The organism is Sphingobacterium multivorum (genome assembly GCF_039511225.1).
Lineage (GTDB): Bacteria > Bacteroidota > Bacteroidia > Sphingobacteriales > Sphingobacteriaceae > Sphingobacterium.
Genome location: NZ_CP154261.1, coordinates 5637225 through 5655507, shown reverse-complemented (window position 1 = coordinate 5655507; position 18283 = coordinate 5637225). Strand labels below are relative to the sequence as shown.

Genomic DNA, 18283 nt, shown 5'->3' with positions numbered 1-18283 from the left:
TATTATCGCCGCATAGCATTCCTGTTATTGTTGCTTCCAGTAATCGAGTGGGTATATTTCAAAGCTTCGTATCCTAGTGTATTGCTGTTTTATGCGTTTTTATATAAAATTGTTGCAAAAACAATTTCATATTGTCCGAAATAATAACGTCCTTAGTATTTCTATTTTAAATACATTATACAAACTAATTTATGTTCAAAAAACTCGGTCTGGGAATATTGGCATTAGTCGGCACAATTTCTTTTTTGAAAGCTCAGGACAAAAAAGATTTTGTGAAATACATCAACTCCCAGCATGCATGGGTCGATGCGGTATTCAATACGTTGACGCCAAAAGAAAAAGTCGCACAGCTATTTTTGGTTAGGGCACACACCAATTTAGGACAGAAATATATTGACTCCGTGGCTCAGGTTATACAGGATCAACATTTGGGCGGTCTCGTTGTTTTTCAGGGTGGTCCTGTCCGCCATGTCGATATGTTCAATCGGTATCAATCCCTGTCCAAGGTCCCTTTGATGGTGACATTTGATGGCGAGTGGGGATTAGGCATGCGTATGCCGGATTCTACGTTGTCGTTCCCTTATCAGATGACTTTAGGAGCCGTTCAGGATAATCAGCTGATCTATCGCATGGGACGTGAGGTTGCTTTAGACTTCCAACGTATAGGTATGCATTTCAATTTTGCCCCCGATGTGGATATCAACAATAACCCTAAAAATCCCGTCATCGGTATTCGCTCCTTTGGTGATAATAAATATAATGTAACCCAGAAAGCTAAAGCGTATATGGACGGTATGGTGGATGGTGGTATCCTGGCTTCCATTAAACACTTCCCGGGGCATGGCGATACAGATGTGGATTCTCATTATGATCTGCCGCAACTACCATTCGACAAAAAACGCTTGGATACCCTGGAGTTGTATCCGTTCAAAGAGCTTATCAAAGCTGGCGCTCCTGCTGTTATGGTGGCCCACATGAACATTCCGAGTTTAGATGACACACCTAATATGCCGTCTTCCATCTCTAAAAAGGTTGTAACCGATCTTTTGCGCAACGAACTTGGCTTTAAAGGACTAACAGTCACTGACGCAATGGATATGAAAGGTGTAAAGAAGTTTTTTCCAAATGGAGAAGCCGACGTACAGGCAATTATTGCGGGGCATGATTTACTTGAAGTGTCCGAGAATAGCAAGCGTGCGATCGATTTGATTGTAAAAGCTATTGAAGAAGGACGTATCGCGCAGGCTGATATTGATGCGCGTGTAAAACGAGTGCTTGCCGCTAAGCTCTGGCTTGGTTTAGATAAATATCAGTCGACTTCACAACAGAATCTATACCATGATTTGCATCGCGCCTCAGCAGTTCAGCTTATTGACGAGCTGTCTAATGCAGCGATCACCGCTTTGAACTCAACAGAAAAATTAAAATCCTTCAAAAAGGATTTACCTACGGCTATTATCAACATTGGTATTACAGCCAATCAGACTTTCCAAAATGAATTGGCTAGTGCGCTAACAAATGAAACGCAATATTTCATCACGGATAGCACAAGTAAGGAAGATATCAAGCGCCTTACCAAAGAAATCAAGAAGAACAAACAATTTATTATTGCCGTACACGATACGAGACTTCGTCCACGTCCGACCATGGTATTAAATAAAGATGTTCAGGGCCTGATGAAGAAATTTGCGAAAAAATCAATCCTGACTTTATTTACCAATGCCTATGCTGTGGATGGATTTGAAGCATCGAAAAAAGCAAAAACAATTTTGCTGGCCTATCAAAATGATGCCTTCATGCAGAAAGCGGCGGTGAAAACTATTTTAGGGCAAAATACGCCGAAAGGAAAACTCCCTGTCACGATCAACAAAAAATTTAAATACGGACAGGGGAAATAACGTATTTTAAAATCACACTAACACGGTACCTCTTCCAAAAATGGCCTCGCTGCAATTGCAAAGCCATTTCGGAAGAGGTATTTTTTTAGCAGCACTTAAATCTCTTCATTGGCGGTCCTGCTATCGGAGGGCTTACTTTCATTTTTCATGCGATCAATCGCTGTCACAACATACTTATACTGTTGATGTTGTTTGATATCGTCATCGGTATATTGAAGTTTATCCCCGTCAAAAGTGATAAAAATGATTTTCCCAGGATCCTTGAGACTTACTTTTTCGTTAAGGTTGAATCGATAGATCACGTAGCCATAAGCCGACTCCCCATCAGTGGCCGCATCCGGTTTTTGCCAAAATAAGGTGTTCATTTTACCATTGGATGAATTTTTCACCAGCAGGCCAAAAGGTGCATTGGGTGGGATACTATCTAACCAAGGCATGGTAGGGGGTAAAGCCGGTGTACGGTACAGGTCATTTCGCATGGAATCCTGCAGTCCAACAAGATTGTCCGTAAGTGATTTGGAACTGAAATAAATACTTCCCGCCACATCGTGCTCCTCCCTTAAGTGGCGTACCTGTCTGGGGATCTGACTGCGGTCTGTCCAGCCGATTTTATTTTCGGTAACACGATAAGCTCCATGCCCGACATAAAAGTGACGGCCATAGGTGTGTTTCTGCCACCAGTCAACCAAGATCTCATAGGCTGCTGCGCGATTTTTGAAAGGAAAGTAGATCTGTGGATTGATATAATCGATCCAACCTTCCTGCATCCATTTGACACCGTCAGCATACAGTTCCCGGTAAGCACTCAGACCACGGGTATCTGACCCGGCACTGTTATTTTCTTTGTTGTCCCATACCCCACAAGGACTAATGCCATATTTGACATATGGTTTTATCTTTTTGATGGCAACGCCAAGATCGTGCACCAGCAGGTTGACATTGTTGCGGCGCCAGTCGTCAATTTTCTCAATCCCATTATTATATTGACCAAAGGTAATCTGATCCGGTACCGGTGTATTTCTGCTATCGGGATAGGGATAAAAATAATCATCGAAATGAATGCCATCTACATCGTAGTTTTTGACCACATCTATGATGACATCAATAATATATTTGCGAACTTCCGGAATACCTGGGTTGAAAAGCTTCTTGCCAGCATAGGTGAAGAACCATTCCGGGTGACGCTTAGTAATATGGTCATCCGAAAAATGAGCCGGATTTAATGTTGTCGAAGCACGGTACGGATTGAACCAGGCATGTAGTTCCATCCCTCTTTTGTGAGCCTCGGTAATGGCAAATTCCAGAGGATCATAGAATGGCGATGGAGGCAGGCCTTGTTTTCCGGTTAGATATCTACTCCATGGTTCTCTGCCCTTCGCGTAAAATGCGTCGGCAGCCGGACGTACCTGCAAAATAATGGCATTCAGTCCCGCGCTGCGGTGCTGGTCCAGTAAATCAATAAACTCCTGTTTTTGCTGTGCGACATTATTGCCCGCTTTGACAGAGGGCCAGTCAATATTACCTATGGTTGCAACCCAGACGCCGCGAAACTCCCGCTTAGGTAGTTGCTGGGAATACGTTCTAATCGAAAATAAACAGATAACAATGGTAAAAAAAGAATATAAATATGTTTTTCCCGTCATTCTATAAATTATAGCCAACAAAGATAGGGAAGCATTTCTTACTTTTTCCCTAAAAAATGTAAGATGTTTGTTGGATACTTGTTAAAAGAACCTGAGCTTGGTTTTCAAATTGATAATAATGCAAATACAAGTAACATTGTACTTTATTTGTGCTAATTTAGATGCGGTTTTCACAAAAGCAATGGCTTGATCGGCTGACCGCAATAAAAAAGATTATGAGCAAAGAACAAATATCCGTTTTTGACATGTTTAAGATTGGTATAGGACCCTCGAGTTCGCATACCTTGGGACCTTGGCGTGCAGCCCAGCAATTTACAGCTGTTCTCAGGTCAAAAGGTGTCTTGCATGAAGTCGAACAAGTCAAAATCCTGCTGTATGGTTCTTTGGCCAAAACCGGTGCTGGGCACGGTACCGATATTGCTGTGCTCCTGGGACTAAGTGGAGATGATCCGGTTACCTTTGATGTCAATAGCGTGATGCCCAAGGTCGAGCATATTAAGACTGTCGGTGAACTGGAAGTTGCTGGCGAAAGGACGATTCCTTTTTCCTATCCGGAAGACCTCTTGTTTCTATATGCGGAAAGTTTACCTTTTCACCCCAACGCAGTGACCTTTCAGGCATTCCTATCGAATGGGAAGGCAATGACCGAAACCTATTATTCGATAGGGGGTGGTTTTGTGGTGCAGGAAAATGATACGGAAGGTGTTTTGTCTGAAGTGGACCTCCCGTTTCCTGTCGATACTGCACAGGAACTCTTGCATTGGACGATGAAAACGGGGCTGAAAATCTCTGAGCTGGTCCTTGAAAATGAATGTGCATGGCGTGAGGAAAGTGAAACCGTGGCAGGCGTATTGAATATTTATAAAACAATACATGAATGTATCTACCGGGGCTGTCATACCGGCGGGACATTACCCGGAGGATTGAATGTCGAACGTAGGGCAGCCAAGCTAAATAAGAAATTAATGCAGGGCCGAACCTACCAAGATTACGAGTCCTGGGTAGCGGCCATCCGCGAGGGCGGCCAAAACTTTCAATATATTCTGGATTGGGTAAGTTGTTTTGCACTTGCCGTAAATGAGGAGAACGCCTCTTTCGGACGTGTGGTTACAGCTCCTACCAATGGAGCTTCAGGCGTTATCCCAGCGGTGTTGCAATATTACATTACTTTCCACGACGGAATGCTTGAAAATAAAATTATCCAATTTATTCTTACCGCATCCGAGATCGGATCGATATTTAAGAAAAATGCAACCATTTCAGCCGCAATGGGCGGTTGTCAGGCCGAGATTGGCGTTTCATCAGCGATGGCAGCCGGTGCGCTGACAGAAGTGCTGGGCGGATCACAGCGCCAGGTGCTGATGGCTGCTGAAATTGCCATGGAACATCACCTCGGATTGACATGTGATCCAATCGGTGGACTGGTGCAGATTCCTTGCATCGAACGCAACACAATGGGAGCCATTAAAGCCATTACTGCGGCACAGTTAGCACTGCAATCGAATCCGGATAAAGCAAAAGTAAGTTTGGATACGGTGGTTAAAACCATGTGGGAGACTGCTTTGGATATGAATGCCAAATATAAGGAAACAGCAGATGGTGGATTGGCCGTCAATATTCCATTGAGTTTGCCGGAATGTTAATGACTGCCGAAGTTTTCTCGTTTTTCGTATCTTTGACGCGGTAAAATAGATCTATTCTTATAAAGAGCATAAACGAATGAAATATTGTGCAATCGCCTCCGGCAGTAATGGGAACTGTTATTATGTCGCTAAAGATGATTCTGCTATCTTGATAGATGCTGGAATCAACAGCAAGCATATACACCTGCGGATGTACAATCTGGGTATTTTACCGACTCAGATCAAAGCAATTTTCATTACCCATGAACATTCTGATCATATTAGGGGCCTATCTGTATTTGCCAAAAAATATAATTTACCGGTTTATATTACCAAGGGAAGTTACGATGGCACCCGTTTGCATCTTCCATCCCATTTGGTCCATATCATTTCTCCTGATGAGGTTGTTGAAATTGGAGGACTTAAGGTGTACGGTATTCCCAAATATCACGATGCCAAAGAACCATGCAGCTTTCTAGTCTCAGATGGAACATACAATATCGGTGTCCTGACAGATATTGGACGACCTTGCGAAAATGTGCAGCATGTTATTCAACATTCGGATGTATTGCTCCTGGAATCAAATTATGACGAGGAGATGTTGCGTACAGGACGCTATTCGTATTTTCTGAAAAATCGCATCAGCAGTGGTTGGGGACACCTGTCAAATCGCGTTGCCGTCGAATTGTTTAACGCCTATAAAACCGACCGTCTGAAACATCTTATCCTCACTCACCTCTCCGGCGAAAATAATACAGTCGATCTGGTGCAGCAAACTTTCGAACCACATTGCGAACGTATCCAGCTGCATGTCGCGACACGTTACCAGGAAACAGAATTATTCGACCTGAAACTTGTGCTGGAAAACCATGTGGCATCTTTTTCAATCCTTTCCGCACTCTCTTCCTAACTAACAACGCTCTTTTTGTTCGCTGTATTTCTTCAGTTAAAGCGTAAGAATACTGTAAAATGAAAAAATTAGTTGTTTTAAAAAGATTTCCTGTTATATTTGCTTTGTTTTTAATCAGTCTAAATAATATCTTTTATACTTATTTGGACACAAGAAACAAAAACACCATGTAATAGACGGCAATCTATCACATGGCGTTAATCTACATACAGCGGCAACTGCATGTAGATGACTGAAACAGCACGCTGTGTCAGTTACTCCCGATATACGATATGGAAGAACTTGCAAGATAACGAATTTTATTATTTTATTCGTTGTTAAGCATATGCAACACCTGCAAATTCTCCCATAATAAGTTGAAGAAAACTAAACATCAATCAACATATTATGAAAATTTTAATTTCATTTTTCACATTTCTTACGGTATTACTGTGTAGTCATACTAGTCATGCCCATGCCCTTTGGATTGAATCATCTTCTTATGGAACGTTAAACCAATCCCATGAAGTCAAGGTATATTACGGCGAGTTTGCAACGAATGAAAGAGATCAGGTCGACAAATGGTACTCCGACGTGAAGGACTTCTCATTAATGTTACATGCCCCGGGACAGGAACCCGTCAAGCTTCAATTGACGAATCAAGGCGATCACTTTAGCGGTTCATTCCAACCTACAGCAGCCGGAACCTATTTCCTATCCATTGTTAAAGCACCTAAAGATCTAGGCGGTAAAACGAAATATGAATTTTCTTCCTTAGTGCCTGTTATCGTAGGAAAGTCTGCAACACTCGATTATAAAAATGTAAAAAGCCCATTGCAAATTGAGTTGCTTGGTGCGGCTAACGCAAAAAAGGGGCAACGTATACAAGCAAAGATCACCAGCTTCGGCAAAGCTGTTCCACAGGCCAAAGTTTCTGTTTTTTCGACTACCGGTTGGGGAAAAGAGTTTGTTGCGGACGAGCATGGCATCCTGACATTTGACGCAATATGGGCTGGTCCATACGTCTTGGAAGCAAGTACGTTTGCTGAAACTGCAGGTGAACATGAAGGGAAAGCCTATGCTTCGGCATGGCAGGGAAGTACAACTTTCATTACCGTCAAATAATCGCAGCTATAGCGCAGACAGCATAAGGATCTATCTGAAACGATGGAAACACCAATGGGTCCTTACAAAAAAAGAATATCTAAGCGGTATCTACTATAACAACATCTACCATACTACATTCATGAATAAAACTTTATCCTTTCTAGCTATTCCTATGATTAGTTCGGTGTTTTCTGTTGCACAGGCGCAGACGAACAAAGTCATTGAAGGAATTCTTATCAATGAAAAATCCGAACCTATCACAGGGGCGACAGTAAAATTAAGCAATACGGGTGTGACCACCAGCACAGATAGTGAGGGGCATTTCGCTTTTCATAAGCTTTCATCCAAAACCTATCATATCGAGATTAAAGCGATCGGTTACGGTAAGCATACGATGGAAGTGAACGTAACAGATGAGACGACAAACCTTGGTCCCATCATCTTGAAAGACCAATCGCAAGCTATCGACGAAGTTGCGGTTTATGGTAAATACTATGAGCATTATAAGTTTGACAGTATCTCCGGATCGTTACGCCTTAAAACACCAATCCTAGAGCTGCCTCAAAATATACAGGTTATTTCTTCCGATTTAATGGCAGATCAACAGGTTTTCGACATTGTTGATGGTATTACGCGTAATGTTAGTGGTGCAACACGTCAGGGCCATTGGGACAACCAATATGCCAATATCCGTATGCGTGGCTCTAAGATCCCCGCGTTCCGTAATGGGATGAACATCGAAGCTTCTTGGGGGCCTACAGCCGAAGATGCAAGTATGATCGAACGGATCGAATTTGTAAAAGGACCCGCCGGTTTTATGCTTGCCAATGGCGAACCTGGCGGCTTTTATAATGTGGTAACAAAAAAACCTACCGGAAATACCAAGGGATCTGTTACCCTGAATACAGGGAGCTTCAGTACCTATCGCGCTGCCGTTGATCTGGATGGTAAATTGCGCAAAGATGGCAAACTGCTTTACCGTCTGAATGTGGCCGGACAACAAAAAGATTTTTTTACAAAATATAATTACAGTAACCGGCTTGTTATAGCGCCAGTGGTTACCTATAAAGTAGATTCTTTGACGAACTTAACATTTGAATACACCTACCAAGGGTCTACCTACCTGTCAAATGGTAATTATACGTTCTCACCCAAAGGATTTGCCGATCCGGGTATTGCCAATGACTTCTTCTATGGTGATCCCTCCATGGAGCCCGGAAAGCTAAAAGACCATAGTGCCTATATTTATCTGGACCGCAAACTAAACGAAAACTGGAAATTGCATGCACAGATGGCCTATTTCAATTTTGATATGAAAGCCACCAGTACATGGCTGAATTACATGAAAGCCAATGGCGATATGCCACGTTATTACAGTATTGCCGACGAACATGGTGAAAATAGTTTTGGTCAGGTTTCTTTAAACGGAGAAGAATATACCGGAAGCGTTCGTCATCGGATTTTGGTGGGAGCCGACTATGGTAATAAGAAGTTCTGGGGCGATTTTAGAACGATTTTAGATTCGATTCCTTCAGCTCCGCTCAACGTCTATGATCCTAAATACGGTATTCCAGGCAGTGTATTCCCTACGCTGGATCGTTCGCAGAGTGTAAAGGTCCGTGCGGGCGGTAGCAACTACGTGACTTCAACAAACTATATGTCATTCTACGCGCACGATGAATTGGCGTTCCTGGAAGAGAAATTGCGTTTATCGCTTGGCTTACGCTATACAATTAATGAGACCATAGGAAAAACGTCTGTAGCTGACAGAACCGATAAAGCATTTACGCCGAGGGTAGGGTTGAGCTATTCGATCGATAAATCCATGAGTGTATATGGCTTGTTTGATCAATCTTTTGTTCCTGTCGCTGGTACCGACTGGGAAGGTAATGCTTTCAAACCAATACGCGGAAATGATTTAGAAGCAGGTGTTAAGAAAGAGTGGATGGGTGGAAAATGGATCTCCACGTTAAGTGCCTACACTATTGCCCGTAAAAATGCGCTGGTAGCTGACCCCGATCCGAGCCACGTCGTTAATGGTGTGTCATTCCAGACCCAATTGGGAGAAACCAGAAGCAAGGGTATCGAATTTGATGTCACCGGTGAAATTATTAAGGGGCTGAATGTGAATGCAAATTATGCTTTGACAGATTCGAAGATCTCCAAAGATACCAAAGAAGAAAATATAGGTAATATCACTCCGAATACGGCCAAACATACAGCCAATGCATTTGTATCCTATCGTATTCAGGATGGGAAAGTGCGTGGACTTGGCTTTATGGGAAGTGTTCAGGGAATGTTTGACCGTGCAGTTGGGACAACAAAAGAAAGTAATTTCAAAAATTATCTGCGTACCGATGCAGGCATCAGCTATCAAAAAGGGAAGTATGCCATTTCGGTCGTAATCAATAATGTGTTGGACAACCGCAAATTGCTGACTGCTGGATCGATCTCCAAAGCAAGTGCGGCCGTTCAGAAGCTCGGTGGTGTGGATTATTATTCCTATATCGTCGAAGCCAGACGTAACTTCCGCATGGGAGTGACCTATAAATTTTAACGGACCGATCCAGATAAATTATAGAATCGATGTATAGTACACTGTTAATCGTTATACTCATGGGAGCCTATCTTTTTTACAATACAAGTAAAAAGGTGAAGTTTGGCCCTAGACCACAATGGCTTGAAAAATTGTGCGCACAAACGAAGTTTGTGCGCACATTGAGCATGCTACTGTTGATCTTTCCATTTATAGCTGTTCTTTATCTGCAAGGCTTTGGAGCAGGTTTTTTTGCTTTTTTTGCCTATTTCATGTGCATGATGTGTCTTGTGGTCCTATTAAATCCTTATCGCTATTTCAAATTATACCCAATTATGGGATTGTATGTATTTAGCCTTTGTGTTGAATTATTGATTTCTTAACCGATTAAATATGCCTGCTAATAAAAAATACCTCAGTACGCCCTTTCAGCGATTCCTGAAAATTACAGCCGGATTTATCGGTGGTTATGTCGTCATGATCTCTTTCCACGTTTTGGTCACTCATATTTTTGAGAAAAAGGATGTTGTTGCCACGGCTTGCTTCACGGGCTATCTTCTATGGGCAGTACTGCTCTTGTTGGCCTTTCTTGCTAAGAGTGGATGGAAAATATGGGGATTATACTTACTCTTGGCGGCAGTTTTTTCGCTGCCTTATTTTTTCAAAATGTAATTGACCATGAATAACCGAAATTATAATATCTATTTCAATACGCATACCATTAGTGGCATTATTATTTGCGCTATCCTTTATGTGATATTTTTTGCGGGATCATTTGCGTTTTTTAGGAATGAAATTGCTGCCTGGCAGAATAATACGTCGTATAAGACTTATCGCGAAGATCATAAAAACGTTGATCATTTGCTCGACTCACTCAAAGGACAAACAAATTTGCATGGACGCGATATTACCTTTTATATGCACCGGGAAGGGACTTCAGCCTACGTGGGCTTGAGTGCATCCAACGATAGTATTCTCAATAAAGAAAACCTGGCGAAGATCACGCCTGAACAAAAAGCTGCAAAAAAGAATAGCCGCAGAAGGGGTGGAGATGATGATTCAAAGAACTTTACCTATAATTTTGCCAATAAAAAGGCTGGAGACTATGTGCAGAATTACGATATGGGCGAGTTTTTATTTCGTTTGCATTTCTTGGCCCAGCTCAATCAGGTGCCGATTCGGGTAGGCATAGCGCCATTTGGTTATCTTATTGCAGGTATTACAGCTTTTATTTTTCTGTTTGCCCTTATTACCGGGTTATTGCTGCATTGGGATAAGATCGTCTCAAATTTCTTTGTGTTCAGACCCTTTAGTAAATGGAAAACGGTATGGACCGATATGCACACCGCATTGGGCGTAATTGGTTTTCCGTTTCAATTTATCTTCGCGGTAACAGGTACGTTCTTGATCATTAATTCAGTACTCGCTTTGCCGCTGAGCAAGTTGTTGTATGATGGTGATCAGCAAAAAATGTATCAGGATATCGGTGTGAGTGCCGCAACCGATTTTCCCTATACCTATAAACCTTTAAAGAAAGCGATTGCGATCGCTCCATTTTTAGATCTGGCAAAACACAAATGGCCGGAAGCCGATTTTCAGCGTATTACGATCAAAAACTACGCAGACTCCAACATGCACGTTGTTATGGAACTGGAGCCGCATTTTAACAAAAGCTTTGCTGGATCTGGGTTGCTGTCTGTGCGAGCTGCCGATAATAAAGTTGTTGCCGAAAAATCACCGGTTAACGATGCTAGCTATGCAGATGGGGTACGCAGCATTATATACCGGTTGCATTATGGCGATTATGGCGGTTACCCGCTTAAGATGGTGTACTTTATTTTGGGAGTTATGGGCTGTCTGGTTATTATTTCGGGTATATTGATCTGGTTGGTAGCGCGTGACAAAAACAACGTAATTCCACGAAAACGAAAATTCAATTTCTGGGCGGCCAATATTTTCACGGCAATATGTTTGACGATGTTACCTGTCACTGCATTGACTTTCATTGCTATTAAATTGAGTCCAGCGGTCAATCAGGATTTTATATACCGCGTTTATTTCTATAGCTGGCTCCTATTTTCACTGTATTACATTATCCGGAGAAGCATACGCAGAACCAATCGCGAAACATTGCTGGTTGGAAGCATATTGGCATTTTTTATTCCACTTGTCAATGGTTTTATGACTGGTAACTGGATATGGGATACCTTCCGCAATGGACAGCGGGATATTTTTGTCGTCGACTTTTTATGGCTGATGATCGGTATAATCGGTGTAATAGCCTATAACAAGACTAAAAAATTCTTTGAGACGATTCGTTAACAAAGATTCTTTTCTCTCTGCGAAGTGAATACACTTTGTTTTTTAATTCCAAGGGTGCTCACAAGGTGCCCTTGGAACGTTTATAGGGTACGGCTTAAATACCTTTAAGGTCAGATCCTGGTAGACAATGCCTCATAGCGCAGAGCAATTCTTATCCAAGGATACCATACTGATGATCGCGGAAATTTCCTCTTACAATACAGCCTTAAAAAATCGGCCGAGGCGCATCAGATCCTGTGCTGTCTTTTCGTTCCAGTCCACTGCATAGTTAAGCCGAATACAGTTCTTAAACTGATCGTGCTGTGTAAACATCCTTCCCGGTGCAAAACTCAACTTTTGCCTGAGCGCATAATCGTAGAGCACCGTTGAGTCTATCTTTTTGTCCAGCTCTAACCAAAGTACAAAGCCACCTTCGGGCTGCGACATTTTGGTATTTTCCGGAAAATGGGCCTCAATGCTATTTCTGAAATTGACATAATTGCTGTACAGTTTTTTTCTGAAGCTATTGAGGTGATGGTCGTACCGGCCGATCTGTAAGAATTTGGAAACAGCTTCCTGGTAAATTGCAGGCTGCGAAATCGTTTGTATGAGCTTTTGTTTTAGGATCTTATCCTTGTATTGCCCGGGCTCAACCCAACCGAGCCGAAAACTTGGGGCTAATACTTTGGTAAACGATCCACACCACATCACCAGTCCCTCCTCGTCAAAATATTTGCATGGTTTGGGCCGTGACGAACCGAAATAGATGTTTCCATATAGGTCGTCTTCAATCAATGGAATATGGTGGTGTGCGAGCAGTTTGACAAGCTCTTTCTTGTGCTCCTCAGGCATGAGTGCGCCCAATGGATTGCTAAAGTTGGTGACAAAACAACAGACATCAATTTTATGAATAACTTTTTTCAGGGCATCCAATTCAATTCCCGTAATAGGGTGGGTCGGAATCTCGATGGTTTTGAGGCCCAGTAGTTGAAAAGCCTGAATAAAGCCAAAGTAAAGGGGGCTTTCTACCGCTATGGTGTCACCGGATTTAGTGACGGCACGAAGGCAGCTGTAGATGGCATTCATGGCGCCCGACGTGATAATAAGATCCTCGTCACTTATTTTTCCCTCAAGTACCAATGACCATTTGGCAATTTCTTTCCGTAAGCTCGGACTTCCCTGTACCTGTCCATATTGATCACCGTAATCATGCAGCTCATGAACCGACTCTATAATGCATCGATTGAGTTTCTGAATCGGAAGTAATGATGCACTGGGTAAACCCAGTGAAAAGCGTGTAATTTCCTTGTCTTCCAGGGAGTGGAAAACTTTATCGATCAATGCCGCGGGATCTTGTTTCTTTTCGTCGATTTTGAAGGTAGAAATGGACGGGATAGCCATCCGACGAAGCCCGGATCGGCTAACGAAATAGCCTGATTTGGGGCGTGATTCAATGAGCGATCGACTCTCTAGTTCCATATAGGCACTTTTTGCCGTATTTAAACTTACATTGTATAATTTCTGAGCGCTGCGGACAGAAGGTAAACGATCGCCATAGACCAAGGAACCATTTTTGATCTGGTTCTCGACAATATTGGCTATTTTTTTATATAACAGTTGCTGTTCCATCCTTATGCTAATTTACTGTTTCTGTTTTGATTTAACCAGTTATTATATCGGCGGATTCCTTTTATGAGCGATTCTTCCGAACCAAATAGGTCCATCAACTGCTGCTCAAAGAAGGATTGCGCTTTGTCCATAAATACGTTGGAAAGCATATCCGAAATAGGACCGTCGTAGGTCATTTCGACCGACAGTAAATTCTTTCTGCAGAGTATTACAGACGAAAAGGCTTTTAATTGATTGCCTTGGTCGAGCACCAGGAAAGGCATGCTTATGCGTGCTGTATCTACCTGCTTTTTGTTTTGTATTTCTTTGATAAGCGCTAAATCAGAAAGATCCACTTGTCTGATCAGATACGGTTGATGTGCAGTTGTCGCCATAAGAATAAATCTTTTTGCTAATTTAAGAAGGGTACAGGATGCTGTTTAGGTACAGAGTGCCGTTAAAATAGGGGTACAGAAAAAAATTAGGTTGTCCGGTGATTTTTGTAATTTCCATTTGAGATCTTTACACTACGAAAAGGATATCTCCGGATCTATAAATTATGAAGTAGTATGCACAGCTTATTTCCTTTATTTATCGCAATGATTGCGATCATCGTATTGATCGAAATGTGGGCGACCAAACTACGGGTAGCCTATCCCATTCTCTTGGTTCTGGCAGGGCTATTCATCAGTTTTATTCCCACTTTGCCCGTAGTTACGATTGATCCGGATGTCATCTTTCTCATTTTTCTACCGCCCTTGCTTTGCGAGGCTTCTTGGTCAATTTCGTTTAAGGAGATGAAGAAATGGTGGCGTATTATCGGGAGTTTTGCCTTCTTGGTTGTATTCTTTACGGCACTTTCTGTCGCGGTGGTTGCCAATTATTATATACCGGGCTTTACACTAGCGTTGGGCTTCCTGCTGGGAGGTATTGTGTCACCGCCAGATGCTGTCAGCACAGGAGCGATTATGAAATTTGTGAAAGTTCCCAAAGCTACTTCTGCGATCCTGGAAGGCGAAAGCCTATTAAATGATGCTTCTTCCTTGATCATTGTACGTTTTGCCCTTATTGCTGTTGGGACAGGTCAATTTGTGTGGGGACAAGCTGCGGTATCCTTTATCTGGATGCTGGTCGGTGGTGTGGGTATTGGCCTGTTATTGGGTTGGTTTTTTATACAGGCACACAAGCGTCTACCGACAGATGCGCCCTCGGATATTGCACTTACCTTGATTGAACCTTACTTTATGTATTGGATCGCAGAGCAATTCCATAGTTCAGGTGTATTGGCTGTCGTTGCCGGTGGCCTTTTGATGTCCGGTCAGCGGCTGACATTTCTCAATAGTACGAGCCGGGTGCGGGGGCTGAGTGTCTGGGAGAGTTTTGTGTTTATCCTGAACGGTATCGTATTTTTTATTATTGGATTAGATCTTCCGGAGATTGTTGCGGGTTTGCGGTCCAATGGAACGTCTCTGTTGGAAGCCATCGGGTACGGTCTTTTGGTAACGGCAGTATTGATCCTTGCCCGTATTATCAGCTCGTATGCAGCCATGATTGCTACCCTTATTTTTCGCCCGGGTGTGGCGCCAAGATCGAGATCTACCAAACAGCGTTTTCTAATGCCTCTTTTGTTGGGCTGGACCGGCATGCGTGGTGTGGTGTCACTGGCAGCAGCATTATCTATTCCTGTCGTTATGAATGGTGTGGCTATTCCGCAGCGAAACCTGATCTTATTTATCACCTTTGTAGTGATCTTATCCACGCTCTTGATACAAGGGCTTACCTTGCCCTACTTGATCAGAAGGACTAGACTATTTGAAACTTTTGGAGAAGAGCCCGAAGAGCAGGTCCGTAGTCGCATGAAGCAAGGATTGAAACATCATGTTTACCAATTTCTGAAAGATAAACATGAGAAAGAACTGCACAATCGTGATGTTATGGACCGCATTCTGAAACATTGGGAGGAAAAGGTGAATGCGGCCGATGATTCGTGGATGAACGAAAAGACAAAAGTGATATTTATGGAGCTTTTGGATGTGCAACGGGAATATCTTCAGAAGCTAAACTGCGAGTCGACCATTGATGAGGGGATTGTTCGTTCACAGTTATATCAACTAGACTTGGAAGAAGAGCGGTTGCGGCGGATTTAGTCATTGGGTTGTATAAATGCCTCAGGGTAATAATGTATTTTTAATTAAAGGTTCCAATGAGGAGCTATGCTGAAATATGAAGGTAATTATAACAGGAGCCACCGGAATGGTTGGCGAAGGCGTTTTGCTGGAATGCCTACAAAATGAAAAGGTAACAGCCGTGCTGAGCATTTCCCGCCGGACGGCTGCCATTCAGCATCCAAAATTAAAGGAACTTTTGGTCGAAGACTTTACTAAACTTTCGCTATTTAGAGATGCGATTGCGGGCTATGATGCCTGCTTCTACTGTGCTGGCGTGAGTTCTGTGGGAATGAAAGAAGACAAGTACCGTTATATTACTTATGAGACAACACTAGCTTTTGCAAAGTCCCTGTTGGAAATCAATTCGGAGATCAGTTTTATTTATGTTTCTGGAGGAAGCACCGATAGTACGGAGCAAGGCAAAGTGATGTGGGCTAGGGTTAAGGGTAAAACAGAGAATGATCTTGCCAAATTGCCGTTCAAAAAGGAGTATAACTTTAGACCAGGAGCAATGACGAATGTTGCAGGGCAAAAGCATGCTAATCCCTTTGCTTTTGTGGCCAAAATAATCAAATTTTTTGCCCCTTCAGCAGTACTTTCCCTACATGAAGTCGGACGTGCCATGATACATGCCGTGGAACGCGATGACGTTAAGAATATATTGGAAATTAAAGATATTCGGGCCCTTGCTTGACCGCTTTGTTAAATATTTATATAGCAATCGGAATAATCCCGATTATTTGCAAATTATTTGACATAATTATAATTGGTTTATTCCTTCATAATCGGCCTTCTATTCAACTTGTTCGACCAGCTGTTGGCTAGAAATTTTCTCGAAATAGCTCTCCATCTCTTGGTTACACCTTTCTATAAACGTTTTTGTGCGTTTTTGCAATTCTATAATTGTTAGTGGATTTCCTTTATAATTTGCATTATATCTAAATTCCTGTTGTGCTTCCATGATGTTTTTAAAGGCGTTAAGCTGATCTTGATGATCCAAGCAAAAAATGAAGTAGGCATCAGGAACTATTAATTTGCAGAGTTGCATGAGGAAAGTAAGGTTGACCCGTTGCGGTTTGTATTGAAGTACGGTATTGATTACGCCAAGACAAACTTGTTCCAGCGCTTGAGATAGCATAAAATATACGGCCTCGATGCTTATTGCCGAGCAGTCTTCCTCATAAGGCAAGTATAATGTGCGCGCATTATTATAGCGCGTCTTCCATTGTTGACGTACATAATCTAGATTTAGCTGTGGGGCAACGATGCTTTCCAGATCGATATTGGCCATGGATGTATTTTGCAACCAGATGTCACCTGCTTTCAGGAGTGAAAGAAAAAAGGGATGACCCTTTGAAAACTGTTTGCTGAAAACGGCTGAGTTTTCCAGGGCCAGCGTGAGTGACACATTGTTGGGGAGCATATCCGCAATGAGTTGTGATAAATTATTGAGTTCGCCATTTAAAGTCTCATAAGCAACAAAAATATAGTAGGAATGGGTGATATGGTCCTTTTTGGCTCTTTGGAGCGCATTATGGTATCTGTGATAATCAGAGTCATAACCAAAACAAGCAACCAAAGCAGGTGTACAATAACATTCAATTGCATTAAGAATAAGATCCCGATAGTTGGAGTTACAATAGGTTTGTTTGTATATATCATCGTTTGTTTTGTAATTTTCAATCTCTTTATTGCAGCTCGGGAGAATGGTAAGTTTTACCTTAATTTCTTCATAGAGAAGATTGGAATAATCGTATATCCAGTTTAATGTATTGATCGCAATCTGATAGGCTGTTTCTAATACATCTTCATCGATAAAATAATCAAAGTGATATCGATAGTCGATGTAAGCCTTGTTAATTTTCTCCAAAGCTTGTTTTTTTTCGTTATTATCGGCTAGTGTGCCGAGGCGATCGTCGAAAGATTTGAGATAGTTTATATGGTTTTTTAAGGAATGGGACTTCTTATCCTCAACAACAAGGATATTTTCGGCTGTTCGAAATGCAAGTTCTAAAGCTTGATGTAGCATGAATGCTGCGTGTGCATAATTTTTATGCTCAAAATAGAAATTGTAGCCATCAATAAAAGATCGAATCTTGCTCTTTTCCTTTTCAATATATGTCCGTGTTTTTTCGATGACTTCGTCACTTTTATTATTTGGTAAGATAAGGGGAATCTCTTGCACAGGATTCTGATAAATGCGGTTTTCAGGTTGGCAAATAAGATAGGCCCGGCCTAAACCTTGATCCACTTTTTGTTGTATTTCGTGCGTGAAGTTCACATTGATATATACATTGGGATAGGAGCCAACAGTTTTGTTTATCAGACTGTTGGCATCGGAAAATCGAATTCCGGCATTTGACGTAAGATTGACCTGTAGCATCTGATGCTTTTTACCATCGTGGTCAAAAGTCCATTGGTAGATTTCATCGACAGCAACAGCACGAAGGATTGCCTCGACAATAGGGTTAATATCGGTGTTCATAATAGGGGTTATTGATGTAAAATTGG

The 18283-nt window shown here is 42.1% G+C and carries 14 protein-coding genes; 10 read left to right on the top strand and 4 right to left on the bottom strand.

Features of this window, described 5'->3' with window-relative positions:
• The first annotated feature begins 191 nt into the window (after positions 1 to 191).
• A complete protein-coding gene (locus AAH582_RS23565) occupies positions 192 to 1898 on the top strand; it encodes a glycoside hydrolase family 3 protein (RefSeq protein WP_046672692.1) in 1707 nt (568 codons plus the stop codon).
• Positions 1899 to 1993: 95 nt separating this feature from the next.
• Here AAH582_RS23565 and AAH582_RS23560 read toward each other — a convergent pair whose 3' ends face one another.
• Positions 1994 to 3541 carry a glycoside hydrolase family 10 protein gene (locus AAH582_RS23560; protein WP_343320760.1) on the bottom strand — a complete coding sequence of 516 codons (1548 nt, stop codon included), beginning with the start codon at positions 3539 to 3541 and terminating at the stop codon, positions 1994 to 1996.
• Between the two features lie 215 nt (positions 3542 to 3756).
• On the opposite strand from AAH582_RS23560, the gene AAH582_RS23555 reads away from it, so the two are divergent.
• From AAH582_RS23555 to AAH582_RS23525, 7 genes are all read left to right on the top strand, one after another.
• On the top strand, positions 3757 to 5184 hold the full coding sequence (locus tag AAH582_RS23555; protein WP_343320759.1) for an L-serine ammonia-lyase: 1428 nt from the start codon (positions 3757 to 3759) through the stop codon (positions 5182 to 5184).
• A 76-nt stretch (positions 5185 to 5260) separates the two neighbouring features.
• A complete protein-coding gene (locus tag AAH582_RS23550; protein WP_046672690.1) occupies positions 5261 to 6073 on the top strand; it encodes an MBL fold metallo-hydrolase in 813 nt (270 codons plus the stop codon).
• A gap of 387 nt (positions 6074 to 6460) precedes the next feature.
• Positions 6461 to 7177 carry a DUF4198 domain-containing protein gene (locus AAH582_RS23545; RefSeq protein ID WP_343320758.1) on the top strand — a complete coding sequence of 239 codons (717 nt, stop codon included), beginning with the start codon at positions 6461 to 6463 and terminating at the stop codon, positions 7175 to 7177.
• Entirely contained in the window at positions 7116 to 9716 is a 2601-nt protein-coding gene (locus AAH582_RS23540; protein WP_231585214.1) for a TonB-dependent receptor, read from the top strand. The genes AAH582_RS23545 and AAH582_RS23540 overlap by 62 nt, the downstream gene beginning before the upstream one ends.
• 29 nt (positions 9717 to 9745) lie before the next feature.
• Positions 9746 to 10078, top strand: a complete 333-nt coding sequence (locus AAH582_RS23535) for a hypothetical protein (protein WP_112375062.1) — start codon at positions 9746 to 9748, stop codon at positions 10076 to 10078.
• A 10-nt stretch (positions 10079 to 10088) separates the two neighbouring features.
• Complete coding sequence (locus AAH582_RS23530) at positions 10089 to 10367, top strand: hypothetical protein (RefSeq protein WP_070561349.1); 279 nt, start codon at positions 10089 to 10091, stop codon at positions 10365 to 10367.
• A 6-nt stretch (positions 10368 to 10373) separates the two neighbouring features.
• Positions 10374 to 12017, top strand: a complete 1644-nt coding sequence (locus AAH582_RS23525) for a PepSY-associated TM helix domain-containing protein (protein ID WP_343320757.1) — start codon at positions 10374 to 10376, stop codon at positions 12015 to 12017.
• Between the two features lie 192 nt (positions 12018 to 12209).
• Here AAH582_RS23525 and AAH582_RS23520 read toward each other — a convergent pair whose 3' ends face one another.
• Together AAH582_RS23520 and AAH582_RS23515 are read right to left on the bottom strand one after the other, a co-directional pair.
• Positions 12210 to 13625 carry a PLP-dependent aminotransferase family protein gene (locus tag AAH582_RS23520; RefSeq protein WP_046672685.1) on the bottom strand — a complete coding sequence of 472 codons (1416 nt, stop codon included), beginning with the start codon at positions 13623 to 13625 and terminating at the stop codon, positions 12210 to 12212.
• Between the two features lie 2 nt (positions 13626 to 13627).
• Positions 13628 to 13999 carry a hypothetical protein gene (locus AAH582_RS23515; protein WP_343320756.1) on the bottom strand — a complete coding sequence of 124 codons (372 nt, stop codon included), beginning with the start codon at positions 13997 to 13999 and terminating at the stop codon, positions 13628 to 13630.
• A 174-nt stretch (positions 14000 to 14173) separates the two neighbouring features.
• Here AAH582_RS23515 and AAH582_RS23510 point away from each other — a divergent pair, with 174 nt between their 5' ends.
• Together AAH582_RS23510 and AAH582_RS23505 are read left to right on the top strand one after the other, a co-directional pair.
• Positions 14174 to 15751: a Na+/H+ antiporter gene (locus AAH582_RS23510; protein WP_343320755.1), complete on the top strand. Its 1578-nt coding sequence runs from the start codon at positions 14174 to 14176 to the stop codon at positions 15749 to 15751.
• A gap of 76 nt (positions 15752 to 15827) precedes the next feature.
• A complete protein-coding gene (locus AAH582_RS23505) occupies positions 15828 to 16466 on the top strand; it encodes an NAD-dependent epimerase/dehydratase family protein (protein WP_343320754.1) in 639 nt (212 codons plus the stop codon).
• Positions 16467 to 16565: 99 nt separating this feature from the next.
• Here the strand turns inward: AAH582_RS23505 and AAH582_RS23500 are convergent, their stop codons facing one another.
• A complete protein-coding gene (locus AAH582_RS23500) occupies positions 16566 to 18257 on the bottom strand; it encodes a HEPN domain-containing protein (RefSeq protein WP_343320753.1) in 1692 nt (563 codons plus the stop codon).
• Positions 18258 to 18283: the final 26 nt, after the last annotated feature.

What these genes read in the sequence shown, in the direction of transcription:
- AAH582_RS23500 (WP_343320753.1), bottom strand. Translation starts at nt 18,257, where the DNA reads ATGAACACCGATATTAACCCTATTGTCGAGGCAATCCTTCGTGCTGTT.
- AAH582_RS23505 (WP_343320754.1), top strand. Translation starts at nt 15,828, where the DNA reads ATGAAGGTAATTATAACAGGAGCCACCGGAATGGTTGGCGAAGGCGTT.
- AAH582_RS23540 (WP_231585214.1), top strand. Translation starts at nt 7,116, where the DNA reads ATGAAGGGAAAGCCTATGCTTCGGCATGGCAGGGAAGTACAACTTTCA.
- AAH582_RS23530 (WP_070561349.1), top strand. Translation starts at nt 10,089, where the DNA reads ATGCCTGCTAATAAAAAATACCTCAGTACGCCCTTTCAGCGATTCCTG.
- AAH582_RS23565 (WP_046672692.1), top strand. Translation starts at nt 192, where the DNA reads ATGTTCAAAAAACTCGGTCTGGGAATATTGGCATTAGTCGGCACAATT.
- AAH582_RS23550 (WP_046672690.1), top strand. Translation starts at nt 5,261, where the DNA reads ATGAAATATTGTGCAATCGCCTCCGGCAGTAATGGGAACTGTTATTAT.
- AAH582_RS23555 (WP_343320759.1), top strand. Translation starts at nt 3,757, where the DNA reads ATGAGCAAAGAACAAATATCCGTTTTTGACATGTTTAAGATTGGTATA.
- AAH582_RS23525 (WP_343320757.1), top strand. Translation starts at nt 10,374, where the DNA reads ATGAATAACCGAAATTATAATATCTATTTCAATACGCATACCATTAGT.
- AAH582_RS23545 (WP_343320758.1), top strand. Translation starts at nt 6,461, where the DNA reads ATGAAAATTTTAATTTCATTTTTCACATTTCTTACGGTATTACTGTGT.
- AAH582_RS23535 (WP_112375062.1), top strand. Translation starts at nt 9,746, where the DNA reads ATGTATAGTACACTGTTAATCGTTATACTCATGGGAGCCTATCTTTTT.
- AAH582_RS23510 (WP_343320755.1), top strand. Translation starts at nt 14,174, where the DNA reads ATGCACAGCTTATTTCCTTTATTTATCGCAATGATTGCGATCATCGTA.
- AAH582_RS23520 (WP_046672685.1), bottom strand. Translation starts at nt 13,625, where the DNA reads ATGGAACAGCAACTGTTATATAAAAAAATAGCCAATATTGTCGAGAAC.
- AAH582_RS23560 (WP_343320760.1), bottom strand. Translation starts at nt 3,541, where the DNA reads ATGACGGGAAAAACATATTTATATTCTTTTTTTACCATTGTTATCTGT.
- AAH582_RS23515 (WP_343320756.1), bottom strand. Translation starts at nt 13,999, where the DNA reads ATGGCGACAACTGCACATCAACCGTATCTGATCAGACAAGTGGATCTT.